The sequence below is a fragment of the Comamonas sp. Tr-654 genome (genome assembly GCF_011752915.1).
GTDB lineage: Bacteria > Pseudomonadota > Gammaproteobacteria > Burkholderiales > Burkholderiaceae_C > Comamonas.
In genome coordinates this window covers 96147-114595 of the sequence record NZ_VWWQ01000002.1, presented here as the reverse complement: position 1 = coordinate 114595, position 18449 = coordinate 96147, and the positions used below count along the sequence as shown (strand labels likewise).

Annotated in this window: 19 protein-coding genes; 9 read left to right on the top strand and 10 right to left on the bottom strand. The window is 62.1% G+C overall.

Going from position 1 to position 18449, the window contains the following annotated elements; all coding sequences use genetic code 11:
• The first annotated feature begins 98 nt into the window (after nucleotides 1-98).
• From F3J24_RS06190 to F3J24_RS06175, 4 genes are all read left to right on the top strand, one after another.
• Complete coding sequence (locus tag F3J24_RS06190; protein WP_167003696.1) at nucleotides 99-1310, top strand: HD-GYP domain-containing protein; 1212 nt, start codon at nucleotides 99-101, stop codon at nucleotides 1308-1310.
• A gap of 87 nt (nucleotides 1311-1397) precedes the next feature.
• Complete coding sequence (gene queA, locus F3J24_RS06185; RefSeq protein ID WP_167003694.1) at nucleotides 1398-2486, top strand: tRNA preQ1(34) S-adenosylmethionine ribosyltransferase-isomerase QueA; 1089 nt, start codon at nucleotides 1398-1400, stop codon at nucleotides 2484-2486.
• A 134-nt stretch (nucleotides 2487-2620) separates the two neighbouring features.
• Nucleotides 2621-3475 (top strand): Wzz/FepE/Etk N-terminal domain-containing protein, encoded by an 855-nt coding sequence (locus tag F3J24_RS06180; protein ID WP_167003692.1) that lies wholly within the window; start codon nucleotides 2621-2623, stop codon nucleotides 3473-3475.
• Between the two features lie 122 nt (nucleotides 3476-3597).
• Nucleotides 3598-4503 (top strand): DMT family transporter, encoded by a 906-nt coding sequence (locus tag F3J24_RS06175; protein WP_167003689.1) that lies wholly within the window; start codon nucleotides 3598-3600, stop codon nucleotides 4501-4503.
• 19 nt (nucleotides 4504-4522) lie between these two features.
• On the opposite strand, the gene F3J24_RS06170 is transcribed toward F3J24_RS06175, so the two are convergent.
• Complete coding sequence (locus F3J24_RS06170; RefSeq protein WP_167003687.1) at nucleotides 4523-5260, bottom strand: uracil-DNA glycosylase; 738 nt, start codon at nucleotides 5258-5260, stop codon at nucleotides 4523-4525.
• A gap of 171 nt (nucleotides 5261-5431) precedes the next feature.
• Between F3J24_RS06170 and F3J24_RS06165 the strand changes: the two genes are divergently transcribed.
• Nucleotides 5432-5836, top strand: a complete 405-nt coding sequence (locus F3J24_RS06165) for a winged helix-turn-helix domain-containing protein (RefSeq protein WP_167003685.1) — start codon at nucleotides 5432-5434, stop codon at nucleotides 5834-5836.
• Between the two features lie 21 nt (nucleotides 5837-5857).
• Here the strand turns inward: F3J24_RS06165 and trpC are convergent, their stop codons facing one another.
• The 6 genes from trpC to trpE form a co-directional block, all read right to left on the bottom strand.
• On the bottom strand, nucleotides 5858-6658 hold the full coding sequence (gene trpC / locus F3J24_RS06160; protein WP_167003683.1) for an indole-3-glycerol phosphate synthase TrpC: 801 nt from the start codon (nucleotides 6656-6658) through the stop codon (nucleotides 5858-5860).
• Nucleotides 6651-6800, bottom strand: coding sequence for a hypothetical protein (locus F3J24_RS06155; RefSeq protein WP_167003682.1), 150 nt, complete (start codon nucleotides 6798-6800; stop codon nucleotides 6651-6653). The genes trpC and F3J24_RS06155 overlap by 8 nt, the downstream gene beginning before the upstream one ends.
• The gene (gene trpD, locus F3J24_RS06150; protein ID WP_167003680.1) at nucleotides 6797-7840 is read right to left on the bottom strand and encodes an anthranilate phosphoribosyltransferase; all 1044 of its coding nucleotides are present in this window, start codon (nucleotides 7838-7840) and stop codon (nucleotides 6797-6799) included. The genes F3J24_RS06155 and trpD overlap by 4 nt, the downstream gene beginning before the upstream one ends.
• Nucleotides 7841-7951: 111 nt before the next feature.
• Nucleotides 7952-8533 carry an aminodeoxychorismate/anthranilate synthase component II gene (locus tag F3J24_RS06145; RefSeq protein ID WP_019043149.1) on the bottom strand — a complete coding sequence of 194 codons (582 nt, stop codon included), beginning with the start codon at nucleotides 8531-8533 and terminating at the stop codon, nucleotides 7952-7954.
• A gap of 4 nt (nucleotides 8534-8537) precedes the next feature.
• A complete protein-coding gene (locus tag F3J24_RS06140; protein ID WP_167003677.1) occupies nucleotides 8538-8867 on the bottom strand; it encodes a chorismate mutase in 330 nt (109 codons plus the stop codon).
• A gap of 151 nt (nucleotides 8868-9018) precedes the next feature.
• On the bottom strand, nucleotides 9019-10518 hold the full coding sequence (trpE, locus tag F3J24_RS06135; protein WP_167005231.1) for an anthranilate synthase component I: 1500 nt from the start codon (nucleotides 10516-10518) through the stop codon (nucleotides 9019-9021).
• Nucleotides 10519-10956: 438 nt separating this feature from the next.
• On the opposite strand from trpE, the gene F3J24_RS06130 reads away from it, so the two are divergent.
• A complete protein-coding gene (locus F3J24_RS06130) occupies nucleotides 10957-11562 on the top strand; it encodes a chalcone isomerase family protein (protein WP_167003675.1) in 606 nt (201 codons plus the stop codon).
• A gap of 1 nt (nucleotide 11563) precedes the next feature.
• On the opposite strand, the gene speE is transcribed toward F3J24_RS06130, so the two are convergent.
• The 3 genes from speE to rpe form a co-directional block, all read right to left on the bottom strand.
• A complete protein-coding gene (speE, locus tag F3J24_RS06125; RefSeq protein WP_167003673.1) occupies nucleotides 11564-12829 on the bottom strand; it encodes a polyamine aminopropyltransferase in 1266 nt (421 codons plus the stop codon).
• Between the two features lie 138 nt (nucleotides 12830-12967).
• Entirely contained in the window at nucleotides 12968-13651 is a 684-nt protein-coding gene (gph, locus tag F3J24_RS06120) for a phosphoglycolate phosphatase (RefSeq protein ID WP_167003671.1), read from the bottom strand.
• 196 nt (nucleotides 13652-13847) lie between these two features.
• On the bottom strand, nucleotides 13848-14528 hold the full coding sequence (rpe, locus tag F3J24_RS06115) for a ribulose-phosphate 3-epimerase (protein WP_050872514.1): 681 nt from the start codon (nucleotides 14526-14528) through the stop codon (nucleotides 13848-13850).
• Between the two features lie 31 nt (nucleotides 14529-14559).
• Between rpe and apaG the strand changes: the two genes are divergently transcribed.
• From apaG to thiL, 3 genes are all read left to right on the top strand, one after another.
• Nucleotides 14560-14967 carry a Co2+/Mg2+ efflux protein ApaG gene (gene apaG, locus F3J24_RS06110; RefSeq protein ID WP_167003669.1) on the top strand — a complete coding sequence of 136 codons (408 nt, stop codon included), beginning with the start codon at nucleotides 14560-14562 and terminating at the stop codon, nucleotides 14965-14967.
• 18 nt (nucleotides 14968-14985) lie between these two features.
• Complete coding sequence (locus tag F3J24_RS06105; RefSeq protein ID WP_167003667.1) at nucleotides 14986-16953, top strand: site-specific recombinase; 1968 nt, start codon at nucleotides 14986-14988, stop codon at nucleotides 16951-16953.
• 62 nt (nucleotides 16954-17015) lie between these two features.
• A complete protein-coding gene (gene thiL, locus F3J24_RS06100) occupies nucleotides 17016-17993 on the top strand; it encodes a thiamine-phosphate kinase (RefSeq protein ID WP_167003664.1) in 978 nt (325 codons plus the stop codon).
• Nucleotides 17994-18449: the final 456 nt, after the last annotated feature.

Sequence of the window (18449 nt, the reverse complement as noted above, 5' to 3'; positions counted from 1 at the left end):
ATACAGCATATTAAGGTTTGCAAACAACTGCCCGCCAGCGCAGAAAGCGCAAAATCGCTACCATTCCAGGTTGTTACTTTGTGTTTCAGTAGAAATCCATGTTGAAGCGAGTTGATGTCGAGCATCTCCGCCCAGGAATGTTCGTGCACGAGTTCTGTGGCTCGTGGATGGAGCATCCCTTTTTGCGAACCAGCCTCCTGCTCGAACAGCCCAGGGATCTGGAGCGCCTGCTTGCCACCACCATCCGCCAGGTGTGGATAGACACTGGCAGAGGCGTCGACATCGCCCCCGACATCACGCCGGTCGAGGTCTCCGAGTCGCCATGCGATGAAGCGGCGCCGAGTTCGCCGGCACGGCTTACCAGAACCAGCGTGGAGTTGCAGCAGGCCCGCCAGATCATCGAGCAGGCGCGCGATGTGCTGAAGACCATGTTCAGGGACGTTCGCCTGGGCCGTCCGCTGGACCTGCCGGCCTCAGGCCAACTGGTCGACGAGATGGCGGAGTCGATCAAGCGCAACCCCCATGCCCTGATCAGCCTGGCGCGCCTGAAGACTGCGGACAACTACTCCTATATGCACAGCATCGCGGTATGCGCCCTGATGATAGGTCTGGCGCGCCGCATGGGCCTGGACGAACACCAGGTGCATCTGGCGGGCGTCGCGGGCCTGCTGCACGACATCGGCAAGAGCAAAGTACCCCTGGATGTTCTCAACAAGCCAGGGGCGCTGGATGCCGAGGAATGGGTCATCATGAGGTCCCACCCTCGCTGGGGCTACGACCTCCTGCTGCCTCAGGGCCTGGACGATGCCGTCACCGATGCCTGCCTGCATCATCATGAGAAAGTCGACGGCACGGGCTATCCCGACGGACTGAAGCAGGAAGACATCAGTCTGATGGCACGCATGACGGCCGTCTGCGATGTCTATGACGCCATCACCTCGGATCGCCCCTACAAGCAAGGCTGGCACCCGGCCATCGCGCTGCAGCGCATGGCGCAATGGGCGCCCCACCACTTCGACAAGGCCATCTTCGAGCAGTTCGTCCAGACGGTGGGCATCTACCCGCTGGGCTCGCTGGTACGGCTGCAGTCTCAGCATCTTGCCGTGGTGCTGGATGTCTCGCCAAACTGCCTGCTGACTCCTAAGGTACGGCGCTTTTACTGCCTCAACCAGCAGCGCCGCATCACGCCCGAGATTCTCGACTTGGCCTGCCCCCATGCCAACGACAGCATCGTCGGGCGCGAAGACCCCGCCGACTGGCCCTTCAGGAATCTCAACGAGCTCTGGACCCCAGCTGCTGCTCAGCCCTGAAGCCGGCAGCCCTAATGGCGATTTGCGACAATCGCCCACTTGTTTGATTGAACTTGGAACGGGCCTCGTACGGCCCTCAAGCACCGCATGTCTTCCAGCACCCGTGAATTCACACTCAGCGATTTCGACTTCGACCTGCCCGAATCCCTGATTGCCCAGCATCCCACCGCCGTTCGCAGCGCCTCGCGCCTGCTTGATGGCCGCAGCCTCCCCGCCACCGACCGGATCTTTCGCGAACTGCCCGATCTGCTGCAGCCCGGCGACCTACTGGTCTTCAACGACACCAAGGTCATCAAGGCACGCGTCTTCGGCGAAAAAGCCAGCGGCGGCAAGATCGAACTGCTGGTCGAGCGCGTGCTGCAGAACAACGAAGTCGTGGCCCATATGCGCGTGAGCAAGAAGCCCTTGCCTGGTGCCAAGATCCATCTTTGCGGCGGCCTCAGGAATGGCGGTTTCGAAGCCACGCTGCTGGGCCGCTGGCCGGACGAGAATGGGCCGCTGTTCCATCTTTCCTTCAAGGGCAACCAGGGCGAGTCGCCCTATGAGTTGCTGGAGCAGTTCGGCCATCTGCCGCTGCCGCCCTATATCGAGCGCCAGCAGAACGCCGAGCATGATCCTGATGAAAAGGAAGACAGCGAGCGCTACCAGACCGTGTTCGCGGCCCACCCCGGCGCCGTGGCCGCACCGACCGCCGCCCTGCATTTCGACGAGACCGTGCTCGCGGCCCTGCAAGCCAAGGGCGTGGAGCGCGCCAGCCTCACCCTGCATGTGGGTGCCGGCACCTTCCAGCCCGTCAAGACCGAAAGCCTTGCCGACCACACCATGCACAGCGAGTGGTACGACATTCCCCTGCCCACCTTGGCCGCCATGGAGCGCTGCCGCCAGCGCGGCGGCCGCATCATTGCCGTGGGCACCACCACGGTGCGCACGCTGGAGTCCTGGGCCAAGTACGGCAACATCACCGGCGACACCAGCATCTTCATCACCCCGGGCTTTCAGTACCAGGTGGTGGACATGCTGATTACCAACTTCCATCTGCCCAAAAGCACGCTGATGATGCTGGTCAGCGCGTTTGCGGGCTACGAGCACATCATGGCCATGTACCAGCATGCGATTGCCCAGCACTACCGCTTCTTCAGCTATGGAGACTCCATGCTGCTGGAGCGCCAGCGCTGATCTGCAACATATTGGAGCCGCTGCGCCGGCTCCTGGCATAAGGAGTTACAGAAACACTGGGTCCAATCTTTTCTTAGTGGTAGATTTCATCGTTTTGTCAAAGTGCTTATTTATTTAGTCATTTAGAAAAATCAATGGAAGTTCAAACCCCACAAGATGAAGAGTTGGACCTGCTGGATCTGTTGGTCACTCTCGCGGAAAACTGGAAGATTCTGATTTTCGGTCCGCTGCTGGCGGGCATCGCAGCCTATGGTATCGGTCTGGTGATCCCCAAAACCTACGAAAGCAGCGCATCGGTTCAGGTGGAGCGTGCCGGCTCCAGCTTTACCGCCCCCATGGCCGCCAGCCTGGCCATGTCTGCAGACGTGCTGCACCAGATTGCTCCCGTGGCGGGTCTGGACGATGGCCTGACCAAGGAAGAGATCTATAAAAAGCTCAGCAAGCGCATCACGGTCAATGTCGGCAAGCAGGACAAGCTGCTGAATATTGCAACGCAGGCCAAGTCGCCCGAAGCGGCTCAAAAGCTCAACCAGGCGCTGCTGGACACCCTGTTTCCCCTGAGCAAGCCACGCGGTCTGGAAAAAAAGCAGCTGGAAGTGCAACTGGCTTCCGAGAAAACGCGCCTGGAGGAGTCGCTCAAGCTCGAGCATGACACCTCCGCCAACCTCTCCTCCGGGAAAAGTGTCACCGAAGCCACCAGCCGCCTCTATGGCGAACTACTGACCGCCAATAGCAATCGCCAGAAGGGGATTCTGGACATGGAGCGTCGCCTCGGCGGTCTGGACAACGATGATGTGATCCAGATGCCGACCCTGCCCGAGCGCTCCATCAAGCCCAAGAAGCCCATGCTGGCCATTGGTGCGGCCGTTGGCACCGGTTTCCTGCTGCTGCTGTTTGTCTTCATCCGGCAGGCGCTGCGCACCGCCAAAGAGTCCTCGCCCGAACAGGCCGAGAAAATTGCACGTATTCGTAACGCCATGCCCTGGTAGCCCTCGCCGCCCACCCCATGCCCGCACCCGACAGTGCGGGCATTTTTTTGGGCACCGCAACGCAGGCAGGACGCCTCATCCCCCTAGAATTCCTCGCTTCTTTGTCGCAAATCGCTACGGACATGCCCCCTCGCTGGCTCTCTCCCACACTTTCTCCGTCAGCGCAGTCTGCCATCCGCGGTGTTCTGCTCACCATATTCGCCTGTGCGCTATTTGCGGTTCTGGATAGCGCCACCAAGTTCAGCGGCAAGCTGCTTCCGGTACTCATGGTGCTGTGGCTGCGCTTCATGGCTCAGGCCTTTGTCACCAGTGTGCTGGTTTTGCCCCGGCATGGCCTGTCGGCACTGAAAACCCGGAACCTGAAGTTTCAGCTGCTGCGAGCGATCTCTGGGCTGCTGACCACGGTATGTGCCTTTTTCTGCATACAGAACATGCCCCTGGCCAATTTCACGGCCATCTGGGCTGCGGCCCCGCTGTTCATCGTGGTCGCATCGGCACTCTTCTTCAAGGAACAGGTCAGCCCTGCCCGCTGGGCGCTGCTGGTAATCGGTCTGCTGGCCGTGATCGCCATCGTTCGGCCGGAAAACGATGGACAGGCCCTCGGCCTGGCCGCTCTGTGGCCCGTGGGTCTGCTGATATCCGGCACCACCTACCAGGTGCTGGGAAGCCGCCTGTCGCGCCTGGACTCGCCTCCGACCACCCAGCTCTACTCCACCTGGCTGCCGATACTGCTGACCACGCCGCTGGTCGGCCTGGTATGGCAACCCATCGATCACTGGCAGATCTACGCGGCGGCGGCCGTGATGGGGCTTTGCAGCGGCGTCGGCCACCTGATGCTGCTGCAGGCATATACCCACGCCACGCCTGCGACTGTTGCCCCGTTTCTCTACAGCCAGATCGGCTTCGCCATGCTGATGGGCTGGCTGTTTTTCGGACAGCTTCCCGACAGCACATCGCTGATCGGCATGGCGGTGGTGACGCTCAGCGGCCTGATGGGCGTCTGGCTGGGTATCCGGGAAAAACGCTGAGCCCCGAAGAGCGAGCCTCTCAATAGCCGTGCCTGAGCCTGAATTCCCTGGCCTTGCCGAAGTGTCCGTTACCGATAAAGGGCACAGGCGGCCTCAGGGCCGATAGCGGCGAAGGGTGGTTGCTCATCAGCACCAGATGGCCTCTATCCTGGGGAATGAACACCCGCTTGGACTGAGCGTGCGAGCCCCAGAGCATGAAGACCGTGGGCCGCCCCTGCTCGGCCACTTGGCGAATGATGGCATCGGTCAGCTCTTCCCAGCCCTTTTTGGCATGGCTTGCGGCCTGCCCCTCTTCCACCGTCAGACTGGTGTTGAGCAGCAGCACACCGTGCTGGGCCCAGCCCACCAGACTGCCACCGGGCAGGGGGAAAGCCGGAAACGGCGTCCCCAGCTCGCGCTGCATTTCCTTGAAAATGTTCTGCAGCGAAGGCGGAACACGCACCCCGGGAGCGACCGAGAATGCCAGCCCTTCGGCTTGGCCACGCCCGTGATAGGGGTCCTGCCCGAGGATCACGACCCGCACATCCTGCGATGCGGTCAGCTCCAGTGCCCTCAGAGGCTTGGGGGGAAAGATCACCGCACCGGCATCCAGCCTTTGCTGCAGGAACTGCAGCAGCTTCTGGCCGGTATTTCCCGCAAAAAAGGTGTCGACAACGGTTTGCCAACCTGACGAGACTGGCCAGTCCTGCGGATCTGCACTCGTCAACTGGGTAGGCGCTGCGGTGTTAGCAACTGTGCTCTGGCTGGTGAGGTTCATGCCTTGATTTTCTCAACTTCCACGACCGCCCCAAAGGAGTTCCTGCAGGCTTGGCTGCTATCGGGGACCCAAAATACCTGATTTCAGTGAGTGACACATTCTGACATTTTGCAAAAAATCGACTCCAACACAGCGGACCGCTCGGCAGTTCGGGCTCACAGGGAGTTTTTCATGCACACGTCTTCTGCCAGTCACTTGCCAGTCTCTGCCGCGCAGGCCTTCTTCTCCTATGCCCGCCCGGCCTTCAGCCTCAACCCCCAGGGTTTCAGGTTTGCCGGCTGGGAGTTGCGCCTGCGCACGCGCAGCCTGATCAGCGCCGCCGGCCACGAAGTGGGGCTCACAAAGAGCGAGTTCGCACTGCTGCTGGCCCTGCTCAAGCGCCCCAAGCAAATCATGAGCCGTGAACAGATCATGGACATGACGCAGGCCGAAGACACGGTCTTCGACCGTGCCATCGACGTGCAGATGCTGCGCCTGCGCCGCAAGGTCGAAACGTCGGGTCGCTCGCCCACGCTGCTCAAGACCAAGCGTGGCGCCGGCTATTTTCTGGATGCCGACGTGCAGGTGCTGCGCTGAAACTGCGCAGCCGCCTGCTGCTTACTGAAACAGCTGGGCGAGGGCCTCGCCCGGCTCACGGGCACGCATGAAGGCCTCTCCCACCAGGAAGGCGTCAACGCCAGCTTCACGCAGGGTCTTCACATCGTCCCGGTTCAGGATGCCGGACTCGGTCACCAGCAGGCGATCGGCGGGCACATCCTTCTTGAGCGCAATCGTGGTCTGGATATCGACCTCGAAGCTGCGCAGATTGCGGTTGTTGATGCCCACCAGTGGCGTCTTAAGCTTGAGAGCGCGCTGCAGTTCCTCGGCGTCATGCACTTCCACCAGCACATCCATGTCCAGGCTGTGCGCAATCTGCTCCATCTCGGCCATCTGCGCATCGTCCAGACAGGCGGCGATCAAGAGCACGCAGTCGGCGCCCATCACCCGCGATTCGTAGATCTGATAGGGGTCGACCATGAAGTCCTTGCGCAGCACCGGCAGCAGCGTGCTCGCGCGGGCCTGCTTGAGATAGTCGGGCTGTCCCTGGAAGAACTGGCGATCGGTCAGCACCGACAGGCAGGCAGCACTGATCTTGCCGTCGCCCACCATATAGCTCTGGGCGATATCGGCAGGATCGAAATCGGCTCGAATCACGCCCTTGCTGGGGCTGGCCTTCTTGACTTCGGCGATCACGCCGGCCTGTCCCTTGGCGATCTTGGCGCGGATGGCGCCAACGAAATCGCGCGTGGAGACACGGCTTTCCGCATCGCGGCGCATCTCGGCAAACGGCACGGCCTTCTTGGCAGCAGCAACTTCCTGGACCTTGACGTCGCAGATTTTCTTCAGAATGTCAGACATGGTTTTCCTTGTTGGTGGCGGCGCGCAATACCTTCATGATGACGCGGTGCATGCTTAAGCCCACCACGATGAACAGCAGGGAGACGCCCAGCACGATCCAGGTGCCGGGATCGCTCCAGATGGGCGCATCCAGCAGGCTCATGCTGCTGCCTGGCCCAGTTTTTGCGAATAGGCCACCAGCTCCTGGAGCTTGGCAAGCGCCGCGCCGCTGTCAATGGCCTTCTGCGCACGCTCCAGACCCTCTTCGATCGAACCAGCCACATTGGCGGCATACAGGGCAGCGCCGGAGTTGAGACAGACGATATCGCGTGCCGGGCCTTGCTCCCCCTGCAGCACGCCCATCAGCATGGCCTTGGACTCCTCGGGGTTCTCGACCTTGAGCGAGCGCGTACCCGCCATGCGCAGGCCAAAGTCCTCGGGATGGACTTCATACTCGCGCACCACGCCGTCCTTGAGCTCGCCGACCAGCGTGCCCGCGCCCAGGCTGATTTCGTCCAGGCCATCGCGGCCGTAAACGACCAGTGCATGTTCGGCGCCCAGGCGCTGCAAGGCGCGCACCTGGATGCCGACCAGGTCTTCGTGGAACACGCCCATCAGGATATTGGGCGCGGATGCCGGGTTGGTAAGCGGGCCCAGGATGTTGAAGATGGTGCGCACGCCCAGTTCCTTGCGCACGGGGGCCACGTTCTTCATGGCCGGATGATGGTTGGGCGCAAACATGAAGCCTATGCCCACATCGCGTATGCAATCGGCGATCTGCGCGGCGTTGAGGTTGATGTTGACGCCCAGCGCCTCCATGGCATCGGCGCTGCCCGACTTGCTGCTGACGCTGCGCCCGCCATGCTTGCTCACCTTGCCGCCCGCCGCCGCAATCACAAAGGTCGAGCAGGTCGAGATGTTGAAGGTGTTGGCGCCGTCGCCGCCGGTGCCGACGATATCGACCAGATTCCTCTTGTCGTGCACATTCACCTTGTTGGAGAACTCGCGCATCACCTCGGCCGCAGCCGAGATCTCGCCAATGGTTTCCTTCTTCACACGCAGGCCGGTGATGATGGAGGCCGTCATCACGGGCGAGAGCTCGCCACGCATGATCATGCGCATCAGATGCAGCATTTCGTCATGGAAGATTTCACGATGCTCGATGGTTCGCTGCAGCGCTTCCTGGGGAGTGATCATTGCCATATCTCTCTATGTTTTTGGGAGCTGCTTGCGCATACGAATACTTGATTTCCCATTGTTTTCATTCTGAAATCAAGCATTGACATACGCTAGCAGCTATCAATTAATCAGCGGTTACTTCTGCTCGAGAAAGTTCTTCAGCATGGCATGACCATGCTCGGTCAGAATGCTCTCGGGGTGGAACTGCACGCCCTCGATGGCCAGCTCGCGGTGGCGCACCCCCTGGATTTCACCATCTTCGCTGGTCGCCGTGATTTCAAGGCACTCGGGCAACGTGTTCCGGTCTATGACCAGAGAGTGATAGCGGTTGACCGTGAACTGCCTGGGCAGGTCGGCAAACACGCCCTTCTGGTCGGTGCTGATCACGCTGGTCTTGCCATGCATCTGCTGGCCCGCCCGAATGATGTCGCCGCCAAAGGCCGCACCAATGCTCTGGTGACCCAGGCAGACACCCAGAATCGGCAGCTTGCCCGCGAAATGTTTGATCGCCGCCACCGAGATGCCCGCCTCGTTGGGCGAGCAGGGGCCGGGCGAGATCACCAACCGCTCGATGCCTTCGCGCGCAATCAGCGCCTCGACTTCGGCCACTGTGGTTTCGTCATTGCGCACCACGGTCACCTGCGCACCCAGCTCGCCAAAGTACTGGACGATGTTGTAGGTAAAACTGTCGTAGTTATCGACCATCAGCAGTTTCATGGTCTTACTCCCCTGATTTCTTGGATTCACGCAGACGCGCAAATTCCTGGTGTTCGTAGTCGATGCAGGCTTCCATCAGCGCGCGATAGACGGTCTCCATCACATCGGGCTGGCCGCCCTCCTGCGCCGTGCGCTCACGCACGCGGCTGACGATGGCTTCGATGCGCGCCTCATCGCGCACCTGGCCCACGTCTGCCTTGATGCGCGCTGCCTGCTGCATATAGCCGATGCGGGTGACCAGCAGCGGCACGAGTACATCGTCGAGCGCATTCACATTGCGGCGCACATCTTCCATGGTGGTGCAGTGCTGCACCTTCTCAATGGAACGATTCATTGCATTTCTCCATCGCGTGGCAGGTCAGTCACTGCACTCAAAGCTGTTGCAGCGCCTTGCAGGAGACGGCCAGCAAGGGCCGCCCCGCAGCAAAGGCCGTCGTCCCCCTTCAAGGGGGAAGGTGCGCAGCGCCTCAGGGGGTAGTCGTTTTTCATTCCAGACCTTCCTCAACCAGTTCTGCGGCGCGCAGCAGGGCGCGGGCCTTGTGCTCGGTCTCTCTCCACTCCAGCTCGGGCACGGAGTCGGCCACCACGCCGGCAGCGGCCTGCACATAGAGCACGTTGTCCTTGATGACGCCGGTACGGATCGCAATCGCCAGATCCATGTCACCGGCAAAGCTCAGATAGCCGCAGGCACCGCCGTAGATGCCGCGCTTGCCGGGCTCGAGCCGGTCGATGACTTCCATGGCATGCACCTTGGGAGCGCCCGTCAGCGTGCCGGCGGGGAAGGTGGCCTTGAAGACATCCATATTGTCCATGCCGTCCTGCAAGATGCCTTCCACATTGCTCACGATATGCATGACATGGCTGTAGCGCTCCACGGCAAAGGCTTCGGTCACCTTGACGCTGCCGGTCCTGGCAATGCGGCCGATATCGTTGCGCGCCAGGTCGATCAGCATCACATGCTCGGCACGCTCCTTGGGGTCGGCGATCAGCTCCTGCTCGGTGGCCTTGTCGGCCTCCACCGTATTGCCGCGCGGACGGGTGCCGGCGAGGGGGCGAATCGTGACCTTCTGGCCGTCGGGCGTGCGCTCCTGGCGCACCAGAATCTCCGGGCTGGCCCCCACCACATGGAAATCTCCGAAATGGTAGAAGTACATATAGGGGCTGGGGTTGAGCGAGCGCAGCGCGCGGTACAGCGACAGTGGCGAGGCCGTGAAACGCTTGTGAATGCGCTGGCCCACCTGCACCTGCATGAAGTCGCCTGCCGCGATCAGCTCCTTGGCCTTTTGCACGGCGTCCAGATAGTCCTGCTTGTCGAAGCTGCGCTCTGCGGGATAGCTCTCGCCGGCACGAATCTGCGGCGCGCTGACCGAATAGCGCAGCTGGTCCTTGAGCTGGCGCAGTCGCTTCTTGGCGCGGGTATAGGCTTCGGCCTCACCAGGGTTGGCGTAGACGATGAGGTAGAGCTTGCCCGAGAGGTTGTCGATGACGGCGACCTCTTCGCACTGCAGCAGCATGATGTCGGGCGTGCCCAGGCTGTCGGGCGGGCAGCTGCTCTCCAGCTTTTTCTCGATGTAGCGCACGGCGTCATAGCCGAAATAGCCGGCCAGACCGCCGCAAAAACGCGGCATGCCGGGCGTGACGGCCACCTTGAAGCGCTGCTGATAGGCCGCGATGAAGTCCAGCGGATTGCCGCCGGCAGTCTCCACCACCTTGCCGTCGGTCACGACCTCGGTCCTGGCATGGTCACCGAAGCCCGATGCACGCACAAAGCTGCGTGCCGGCAGGCCGATGAAGCTGTAGCGACCGAAGCGCTCGCCGCCGACGACGGATTCCAGCAAGAAGCTGTACTTGCCGTCGCCATTGGCATGGGCCAGCTTGAGATAGAGGGACAGCGGGGTTTCGAGGTCGGCAAAGGCCTCGATCAGCAGGGGGATGCGGTTATAGCCTTGGGCCGCAAGCGATTTGAATTCCAGTTCCGTGATCACGGGAGAAGCTCCGGGAGTCATGGCGCATGGTGCATCTGCACGGATTGATTACGGGGCAGATGACGCGTTTGAAGAGAGGATGCGCCGGTTCATTCCAATTGGCCCGAAGTATGCAACGCATGGGGCCGCGGGGTGCACGCCGGGCTCGTGCCGGGTGCTTCAGCAGTTCAGATGTGCAGGCTTACGCCAGGGCCAGGCTCCCCGGTCTCCACAACCTGCATTGAACGTGCGATGAATGAACATGATGCCGGACAGTGTAGCGCATGAACTGCGGAATTTCTCCGCAATACAGATACCCGGGGAAAGACCCATCTCAAAGCCCCATGCTGGGGACAGTCCTTATTGCGACGAAATCTGGCAGACACAAATATGCACGACCGTTCGCAATTCAAGGCCACCTGCAGAGCGGCCTGGAACAACCAACACGAGGAGACATTCATGCCCAGCTTACGTTGGCCACAGGCTTTGCTGCTGGCCGCTGCGCTTGCCAGCTTCGCCACCCATGCTCAGGAGCGCCCGACTGAACCCGTCAAGTTGCATGGTGTGAACTACGCACCCAGCTTGCAGTTGCAGGGTCAGGCCCTGCAGCTCAATGGCGCAGGCACCCGCTACAAGGCCGTTTTCAAGGTCTATACCGCAGGCCTGTATCTGGAAAAGCCGGCGCGCAGCCTGCAGGAAATCGCTGCCCTCCCCGGGCCCAAGCGCATCAGCGTGACCATGCTGCGCGATATCGATTCGGCCGAGCTGGGCAAGCTGTTCTCACGCGGCATGGAAGACAATATGGAGCGGGCAGCCTTCTCCAAGCTGATTCCGGGGGTGATGCGCATGAGCGAGATCTTCACCCAGCACAAAAAGCTGCTCGCGGGCGAGAACTTCATGGTGGACTGGCTTCCCGGCCAGGGCACCATCGTGACCGTCAAGGGCCAGCCACAGGGCGATGCCTTCAAGGAGCCCGAATTCTTCAACGCCCTGCTGGGCATCTGGCTGGGCCCCAAGCCCGCCGATCAGCAGCTCAAGAAAGCGCTGCTGGGCGAGACTGGCTGACTCACTTGAGCAGCTCGCGGTAATAGTTGGGCAGCGCAAACAGCGCGCCGTGCACCTGCTCGTTGTAGTACTGCAGATCCTGCACCTTGCGCTGCCTGAGGCGCTCGGCCAGCTGCTGCGCCTTCAGCTCCAGCGGATCGAGCTCATCGGAGGCCACGGCCAACCCCCAGTAAGCACCGTAAAGCGGAATGTAGAGGCCGTAGCAACGCACCACGGCAAACTGCTGACGCAGGCTGCGTACCAGCTCGGCCACCTGCGGGCCGTGGAAGACGGGGCTACCCAGATGCAGCACCAGCGCGCCGCCCGGCGCCAGCACACGCTTCATGCGTGCCAGCGAGTCAGGCGCATACAAGGCGCTGGCCGGGGTGTCTGGATCGGTCAGATCCATCAGCGCCAGATCGAAGCGCTCATCGGTTGCCTCCATCAGGGCCAGACCGTCGCCTATGCAGACCTCGACACGGGCATCATCGAGTGCGCCGCGATGCACGGCTTGCAGATGCTGGCGTGAGAACTGCACCACGGCCTCATCCAGCTCGGCCAGCACCACGCGCTCGATACTCGGGTGCTTGAGCAGTTCCTCCGCGGCCCCGCCATCGCCGCCTCCCAGAATCAGGGCCTTGCGCGGCGCGGGGTGGACCATGGCCGCCGGGTGCACCAGAGCCTCGTGATAGAAAAACTCCTCGCCCTCGGAGGTCATGAAGCAATCATCCAGACGCAGCACCTTGCCGAACTGCGGCGTCTGCAGCAGCTCCAGCTTCTGATACGGGGTCTGCTGCGTCTGCAGCGCCGTGGCGCGGTAACCAAAGCGCGCATGGGGCGTGAGCTGCTCCATGGCCCAGCCGGATTCGGGCTCGGGTACAGGGTCCACATCACGGTCTGCCGGCTGCGCCATGCCGATGTCGCCGCGCATCAATTGTTGGCGCAACACCTTTCGGGGCGCGAAAGCGTCGATCACGCCTTCCATCAGCCTGCGGGCCTTGCCCGAGTTGTCGGCCGAAAAATTGCACACATAGACGTCGATAGTGACACTGCCCGTCTCGGGCCAGGTATGTATGGCCAGATGAGACTCCGCCAGCAGCACCGTACCCGTTACCCCGCCGGGCTGGCCTTCATAGGGCGGAAACTTCACCCAGGTGTCATCCACCAGGGTCAGTCCCGAGGCCGCAGTCTGTTCGCGGCAAAGCCCGGCGATGGCATCGGCATCGAGCATGTAGCGCTCGCAGCCTGCGCATTGGTAAAGGTCGGCAGTCAGGTGCAGTCCGTGCATGTGGCGTGAGTCCCCCTTCGTTCTCTGCCGGCTGCAAGGCGATGCACGAGCCGACATTGGTTCAAACAAAGCCGATGACTCTAGCAAATATGCTTATCCGCACTCTTTCTTGCCAGATATACAGACCAACAGACAGCATCACACTGCAAGTTGCGCCAGAGAATCCAGATGGGCCCTGGCCTCGACCGCCGTGATGGGCTCTCCGTGGTTGTAGCCATAGGTCATCAGCACCACGGGACAGCCTGCTGCATGGGCGGCCTGGGCATCGTTGCTGGAGTCGCCCACCATCAACGTGCGCGCAGGTTCGCTGCCCAGAGCCTTGCAGGTCTCGACCAGTGGCATGGGGTCGGGCTTCTTGCGCGCGAAGGAGTCGCCCCCGAACACACAGTCGAAAAAGCCGTCCAGCCCCTTGGCGGCCAGCAGGGGTTGAGCAAAGGACAGGGGCTTGTTGGTCAGGCAGGCCATGCGCAGACCCAGGGACTGAAGTGCCTGCAGACCTTCGGCCACACCCGGATAGACATCGGCAAACTGGCCGTTGATGGCCAGGTAATGGTTCTCATAACGCTGCCAGGCCCGGGGATACAGGGCATCGATGTCCGGTGCCTCTACATGCGCCAGCACGGAGCGGATCAGATGTTCGCTGCCCTTACCCACCATGTTCTCGATGATCTGCGGCGCTATGGCCGGCAGTTGCAGATCGGCCAGCATGCGGTTGAGCGCTTCGGCAAAGTCACCCAGCGTGTTCACCATGGTGCCATCGAGGTCGACCATCACGGCATCCAGTTCCAGGGCGGCGGCGGGAGCAGGCAGATTCAGCTTCATACAACTATCAACTCAATAGCTGCATGCGCATTTCAATATTGGGCTTGCAGCCAAAAACACTAAAACTTTCATGCCCCGACTCCAAAAGCCGCGCTCGTGTATCGAGCGCAGCCGAAGTCAGGGCAGGAAACCAAGCCTGGGCGGCCTCGCCACCCCGGTGCGAAGGTGCTGCGGGTCGCAGCGCCTTAAGCGGGAGTCAGGCCAGATTCTTGCGCATGGTGTCGATGACAGCCTTGTAATCCGGCTTGCCGAAAATGGCGCTGCCAGCCACAAAGGTATCGGCACCGGCATCGGCCACGGCGCGGATATTGGCTTCCTTGATGCCGCCATCCACTTCCAGGCGGATATCCTTGCCACTGGCTTCAATACGCTTGCGAGCAGCTTCCACCTTACGCAGCGTGCTATCAATAAAGCTTTGACCGCCGAAACCGGGGTTCACGCTCATCAAGAGGATCAGGTCGATGTCCTCGATCACCCAGTCCAGCACGTCCAGCGGCGTGGCAGGGTTGAACACCAGGCCGGCCTTGCAGCCATGGCTTTTGATGTTCTGGATGCTGCGGTGCACATGCTGCGAGGCATCGGGGTGAAAGCTGATGTAGTCCGCACCCGCCTTGGCAAAGGCCGTGGCAAGGTCGTCCACGGGCTGCACCATCAGATGCACGTCGATGGGCACGGGCTTGCCATCGGGTGTCACCGAATGGGGCTTCAAAGCCTGACAGATCATGGGGCCGAAGGTCAGATTCGGCACGTAATGGTTGTCCATCACGTCAAAGTGGATCCAGTCGGCGCCGGCCGCAATGACATTACGCACTTCTTCACCCAGACGGGCGAAGTCGGCTGACAGGATGGAGGGGGCAATACGGTAGGTGGGGCTCATGGATTGCAATTGTCGCAGTTACCATTAGCTCATGCCGATGAATGAGTTTCTGGTCCAAGTCCAGCCCGCCTACCTGCCCGAGCAATCCGCCCCGGCCGCCGGCGTCTATGTGTTTTCCTACACCATTACCGTCACCAACACGGGTGAGGTGCCGGCGCAGCTGATTGCGCGGCACTGGATCATCACCAACGAGCTGGGCCATGTCGAAGAGGTCAAAGGCCTGGGCGTGGTGGGGCGACAGCCGCTGCTGCAGCCTGGTGAGTCCTTCGAGTACAGCAGCGGCTGCCAGCTGCGTACGCCCTCGGGCACCATGCGGGGAAGCTATCTCTGCGTGAATCACGAGGGCGAGACCTTCGAATGCGAGATTCCGCTCTTCGTATTGCAGATGAACGAGTCCGGCGACCCCATGCCCATGCCCGAGAAGCGCGTTCTGCACTGAGGCCTGCCCCACATTTGCATGAAGAAAAGCACTCTTGATCTGCCCGGCCTGCTGGCCTCCCTTGACCCCGATGCAGGCCTTGCACAACGCCATCTGTGGCTGATTTATCTGGCCGAATGGATTCGCGCGGCCGAGCCTTCTGTCGAAGGTGCCGTGCAGCGTGTGAAACAGGTCGTGGAGGCCTTCGAGGCCGACCCCGAAACCCTAGCCCGGCTGCGCCGCTGGAGCCAGACGCTGATGGAGACGGTGGACATCACCGCCCTGCTGGCCGATTTCGGCTTTGCCCCGCGCACCGCCATGGCCAGCGAAGTGGCCGAGCGCCTGCGCTACAAGCTGCTGCCCAGCACGCCCGAGACCGAGGATGCCTCCGAGCTGTTCATGCTGGTCTTTCCCGACCGCTTCGACGCCCGCTGGCTGCATGCGCTGGACAGCCAGCTCATGGCCCGCATCACTACCTTGCTGACCCCGCAGCAGCAGGACGAAGGCGTGAGCTTCTGGGAGCGCAATCTGCTGGATGCCATCACCTATTGCGCGGGCCAGATTCTCTCCACCGGATTTGCCCCCGAGCTGCGTCTGCGCATGAGCGAGCAGGCACGCGAGGAAAAGCCGTTTCATGCGCTGATCCACGATGTGGAAAACCTGCGCGTGGAAGTCATGCTGCCGCTGCGTACCACCGACAGGCGCGACGCCGCTGCAGCGCAGTTGCGCGAGCGGCTTGAAGCCTGCCGCGCCGCCGTGTCATCGGTGTACTCCTATGTCGAGGCCGAAGGCATTTCCGTCGGCCTGATCTTCCGCCTGCGCCAGGTGCGTGCGCGCATTCTGCGCATTCGCCGCCTGCTCGACTGCCTGCTGGCCGAAGACCGTGCCTACGAGACGTCAGAGCTGCTGTCCAACCTGGTGGCCGTGGGCATAGAGCGGCGCAGCGTGCGCGCGCTGATGTCCACCAACTCATCCTTGCTGGCCGCCAAGGTGGCCGAGCGCAGCGCCGAAACCGGCGAGCACTACATCACCCGCGACGGCAGCGAGTACCGCAAGATGGTGGCCAAGGCCGCGGGCGGCGGCCTGGTGATGGCCTTCACCACGCTGGCCAAGTTTGCGCTGTATGCGCTGGGCCTGTCCGTCTTCTGGGCGGGACTGGCTGCGGGCTTCAACTACGCCATCAGCTTTGTGCTGATCCAGATGCTGCACTTCACGGTGGCCACCAAGCAGCCGGCCATGACGGCGCCGGCCATGGCGGCCAAACTCAAGGACATTCAGAGCGATGACTCCATCCAGGAGTTCGTCGATGAAGTCGCCCATCTGGTGCGCTCCCAGGTGGCCGCCATTCTGGGCAACGTGCTCATCGTCTTTCCGGGGGCGCTGCTGCTGTCGCTGGGCTATGCCTATCTGGTCGGTCATCAGGCGCTGAGCACCCCGCATGCACGCCAGGTGCTGGACTCGCTGAGTCTGCTGGGGCCGTCCGTACTCTTCGCCGCCTTTACCGGCGTGCTGCTGTTTGTCAGCAGCCTGATTGCCGGCGGTGCGGAAAACTGGTTTGTGCTGCGCAATATCGATTCGGTGATTCGCTACAACCCCGGCATCACCCGCTTTCTGGGCAAGGCTCGCGCAGATCGCTGGGCGCGCTTCTTGCGCAAGAATGTCTCCAGCCTGGCATCCAATATCTCGCTGGGCTTCATGCTGGGGCTGGTGCCTGCATTTGCGGCCTTCTTCGGCCTGGGTCTGGAGGTTCGCCACGTCACCCTGTCCACGGGCCAGATCGGCGTGGCCGTGGCATCGCTGGGCTGGGAGGTGCTGCATGACGACCTGCTGTGGTGGGCCGTGGCCATGCTGCCCTTCAATGCGGCGCTGAACGTGGGGGTGAGCTTTTACCTGGCTTTCCGAGTTGCGCTGCGTGCCCACAACGTCAGCGGCGTGGACCGATCACGCATCTACAAGGCCATACGCCAGCGCTTCTGGCGCAGGCCGCTGAGCTTTTTCTGGCCTTGACCTTCAACCGCCGCTGACCAGCGGCCCACCAGGCCGCAGCATTGCGGGCGGCCAGAGACCTCATGGGTGAATTCGATCTGATCCGCCGCTATTTCCAGCGCCCCGTGCGTCGCGCCGCCCTTGGCGTGGGCGACGATTGCGCGCTGCTGGCCCCGGCCCCTGGCATGCAGCTGGCCATCTCCAGCGACATGCTGGTCGAGGGCCGCCACTTCTTTGCCGATGTGAACCCGCGCCTGCTCGGTCACAAGGCTCTGGCCGTCAACCTCAGCGATCTGGCCGCCAGCGGTGCCAGGCCCCTGGCGTTCACGCTGGCCCTGTCCCTGCCCCGCGCCGACGAAGCCTGGATCAGCGAGTTTGCGGCCGGCCTGCTGACCCTGGCCGATGCCCATGACTGTGAACTCATTGGCGGCGACACCACGGGCGGCCCGCTCAATATCTGCATTACCGTGTTCGGCGAAGTCCCTGCCGGCCAGGCCTTGCTGCGCAGCGGCGCCAAGGCTGGCGATGAGATCTGGGTCAGCGGCAATCTGGGCGATGCACGCCTGGCACTGGAGGCCATGCTGGGACATGCGCCCTTGTCTGCCGAGCTGCTACAGCAGGCCCGCCAGAGGCTGGAAGCACCGACGCCGCGCGTGACGCTGGGCCTTGCGCTGCGCGGCATTGCCAGCAGCGCGCTGGATGTCAGCGACGGCCTGCTCGGCGATCTCGGCCATATCCTGGAGCTGTCCAGCGTCGGCGCCACGGTAGACAGCCGCTGCGTCACGCCCTTGATGGCGGCTGCCGCCTACGCGTCAGGCAGTGCATGGCAACTGGATGCAAGACTGCAGCAGCAATGCACGCTGGCCGGCGGCGATGACTACGAGCTGTGCTTTACCGCCCCCGCAGCCCGGCATGCCGACGTACTGGCAGCAGGCGCTGCCAGCGGCACACCGGTGCATCGCATAGGCCGCATCGATGCCGAGCCGGGTCTGCGGGTGATCGGAGCGGACGGCGCGCTGCTGCAAAACCGCTGGAAGTCCTTCGACCACTTCGGCGGATGAACGCAAGGAACGCGGTCTGGGCGCAAGAGGCGCCAGGAAAGGGATAGGAAACCGCCTGGGTTAAGCTCAAGCCCTTAGAACGTGTTCACGATTTCCTCGTGCCGCGACAGAGGCTTTGCGGGATGGGATGCAAGGCGCGATACCGCAGCAATAGCCGTGCTATTGCGAGGATTCGCAACGCCGCAGACCGCCCGCAAAGACATTGTCCCCAAGGGTTGGAGCGCAATCGGGCGATTTGCTGCGCGCTGACTCTTGCTTGCACCCCGGTGCAAGCGGCGAGCCATCGCTTCGAACTCATTCCGATTGCGCTCTAACGCGGCTGCGTAGAGATCGTGAACACGTTCTTAGGACTTACGCAAACAGGAATGCAACAAGGGCCTGCCTGCTGAGGCAGTCTTCTTGCCTGAACCCGTTTTGCGTAAGTCATGTCCCTGTCCACTGCCCAAAAGAGCTGCC

Bases quoted from the DNA above. Each gene is read 5' to 3' on its own strand.
- trpD (WP_167003680.1), bottom strand. From the start codon at position 7,840: ATGGCAATGATCACTCCCCAGGAAGCGCTGCAGCGAACCATCGAGCAT.
- apaG (WP_167003669.1), top strand. From the start codon at position 14,560: ATGCCGATGAATGAGTTTCTGGTCCAAGTCCAGCCCGCCTACCTGCCC.
- rpe (WP_050872514.1), bottom strand. From the start codon at position 14,528: ATGAGCCCCACCTACCGTATTGCCCCCTCCATCCTGTCAGCCGACTTC.
- F3J24_RS06180 (WP_167003692.1), top strand. From the start codon at position 2,621: ATGGAAGTTCAAACCCCACAAGATGAAGAGTTGGACCTGCTGGATCTG.
- trpC (WP_167003683.1), bottom strand. From the start codon at position 6,658: ATGTCTGACATTCTGAAGAAAATCTGCGACGTCAAGGTCCAGGAAGTT.
- gph (WP_167003671.1), bottom strand. From the start codon at position 13,651: ATGAAGCTGAATCTGCCTGCTCCCGCCGCCGCCCTGGAACTGGATGCC.
- queA (WP_167003694.1), top strand. From the start codon at position 1,398: ATGTCTTCCAGCACCCGTGAATTCACACTCAGCGATTTCGACTTCGAC.
- F3J24_RS06190 (WP_167003696.1), top strand. From the start codon at position 99: ATGTTGAAGCGAGTTGATGTCGAGCATCTCCGCCCAGGAATGTTCGTG.
- speE (WP_167003673.1), bottom strand. From the start codon at position 12,829: ATGCACGGACTGCACCTGACTGCCGACCTTTACCAATGCGCAGGCTGC.
- F3J24_RS06140 (WP_167003677.1), bottom strand. From the start codon at position 8,867: ATGAATCGTTCCATTGAGAAGGTGCAGCACTGCACCACCATGGAAGAT.
- F3J24_RS06175 (WP_167003689.1), top strand. From the start codon at position 3,598: ATGCCCCCTCGCTGGCTCTCTCCCACACTTTCTCCGTCAGCGCAGTCT.
- F3J24_RS06145 (WP_019043149.1), bottom strand. From the start codon at position 8,533: ATGAAACTGCTGATGGTCGATAACTACGACAGTTTTACCTACAACATC.
- F3J24_RS06165 (WP_167003685.1), top strand. From the start codon at position 5,432: ATGCACACGTCTTCTGCCAGTCACTTGCCAGTCTCTGCCGCGCAGGCC.
- F3J24_RS06155 (WP_167003682.1), bottom strand. From the start codon at position 6,800: ATGAGCCTGCTGGATGCGCCCATCTGGAGCGATCCCGGCACCTGGATC.
- F3J24_RS06130 (WP_167003675.1), top strand. From the start codon at position 10,957: ATGCCCAGCTTACGTTGGCCACAGGCTTTGCTGCTGGCCGCTGCGCTT.
- F3J24_RS06170 (WP_167003687.1), bottom strand. From the start codon at position 5,260: ATGAACCTCACCAGCCAGAGCACAGTTGCTAACACCGCAGCGCCTACC.
- thiL (WP_167003664.1), top strand. From the start codon at position 17,016: ATGGGTGAATTCGATCTGATCCGCCGCTATTTCCAGCGCCCCGTGCGT.
- F3J24_RS06105 (WP_167003667.1), top strand. From the start codon at position 14,986: ATGAAGAAAAGCACTCTTGATCTGCCCGGCCTGCTGGCCTCCCTTGAC.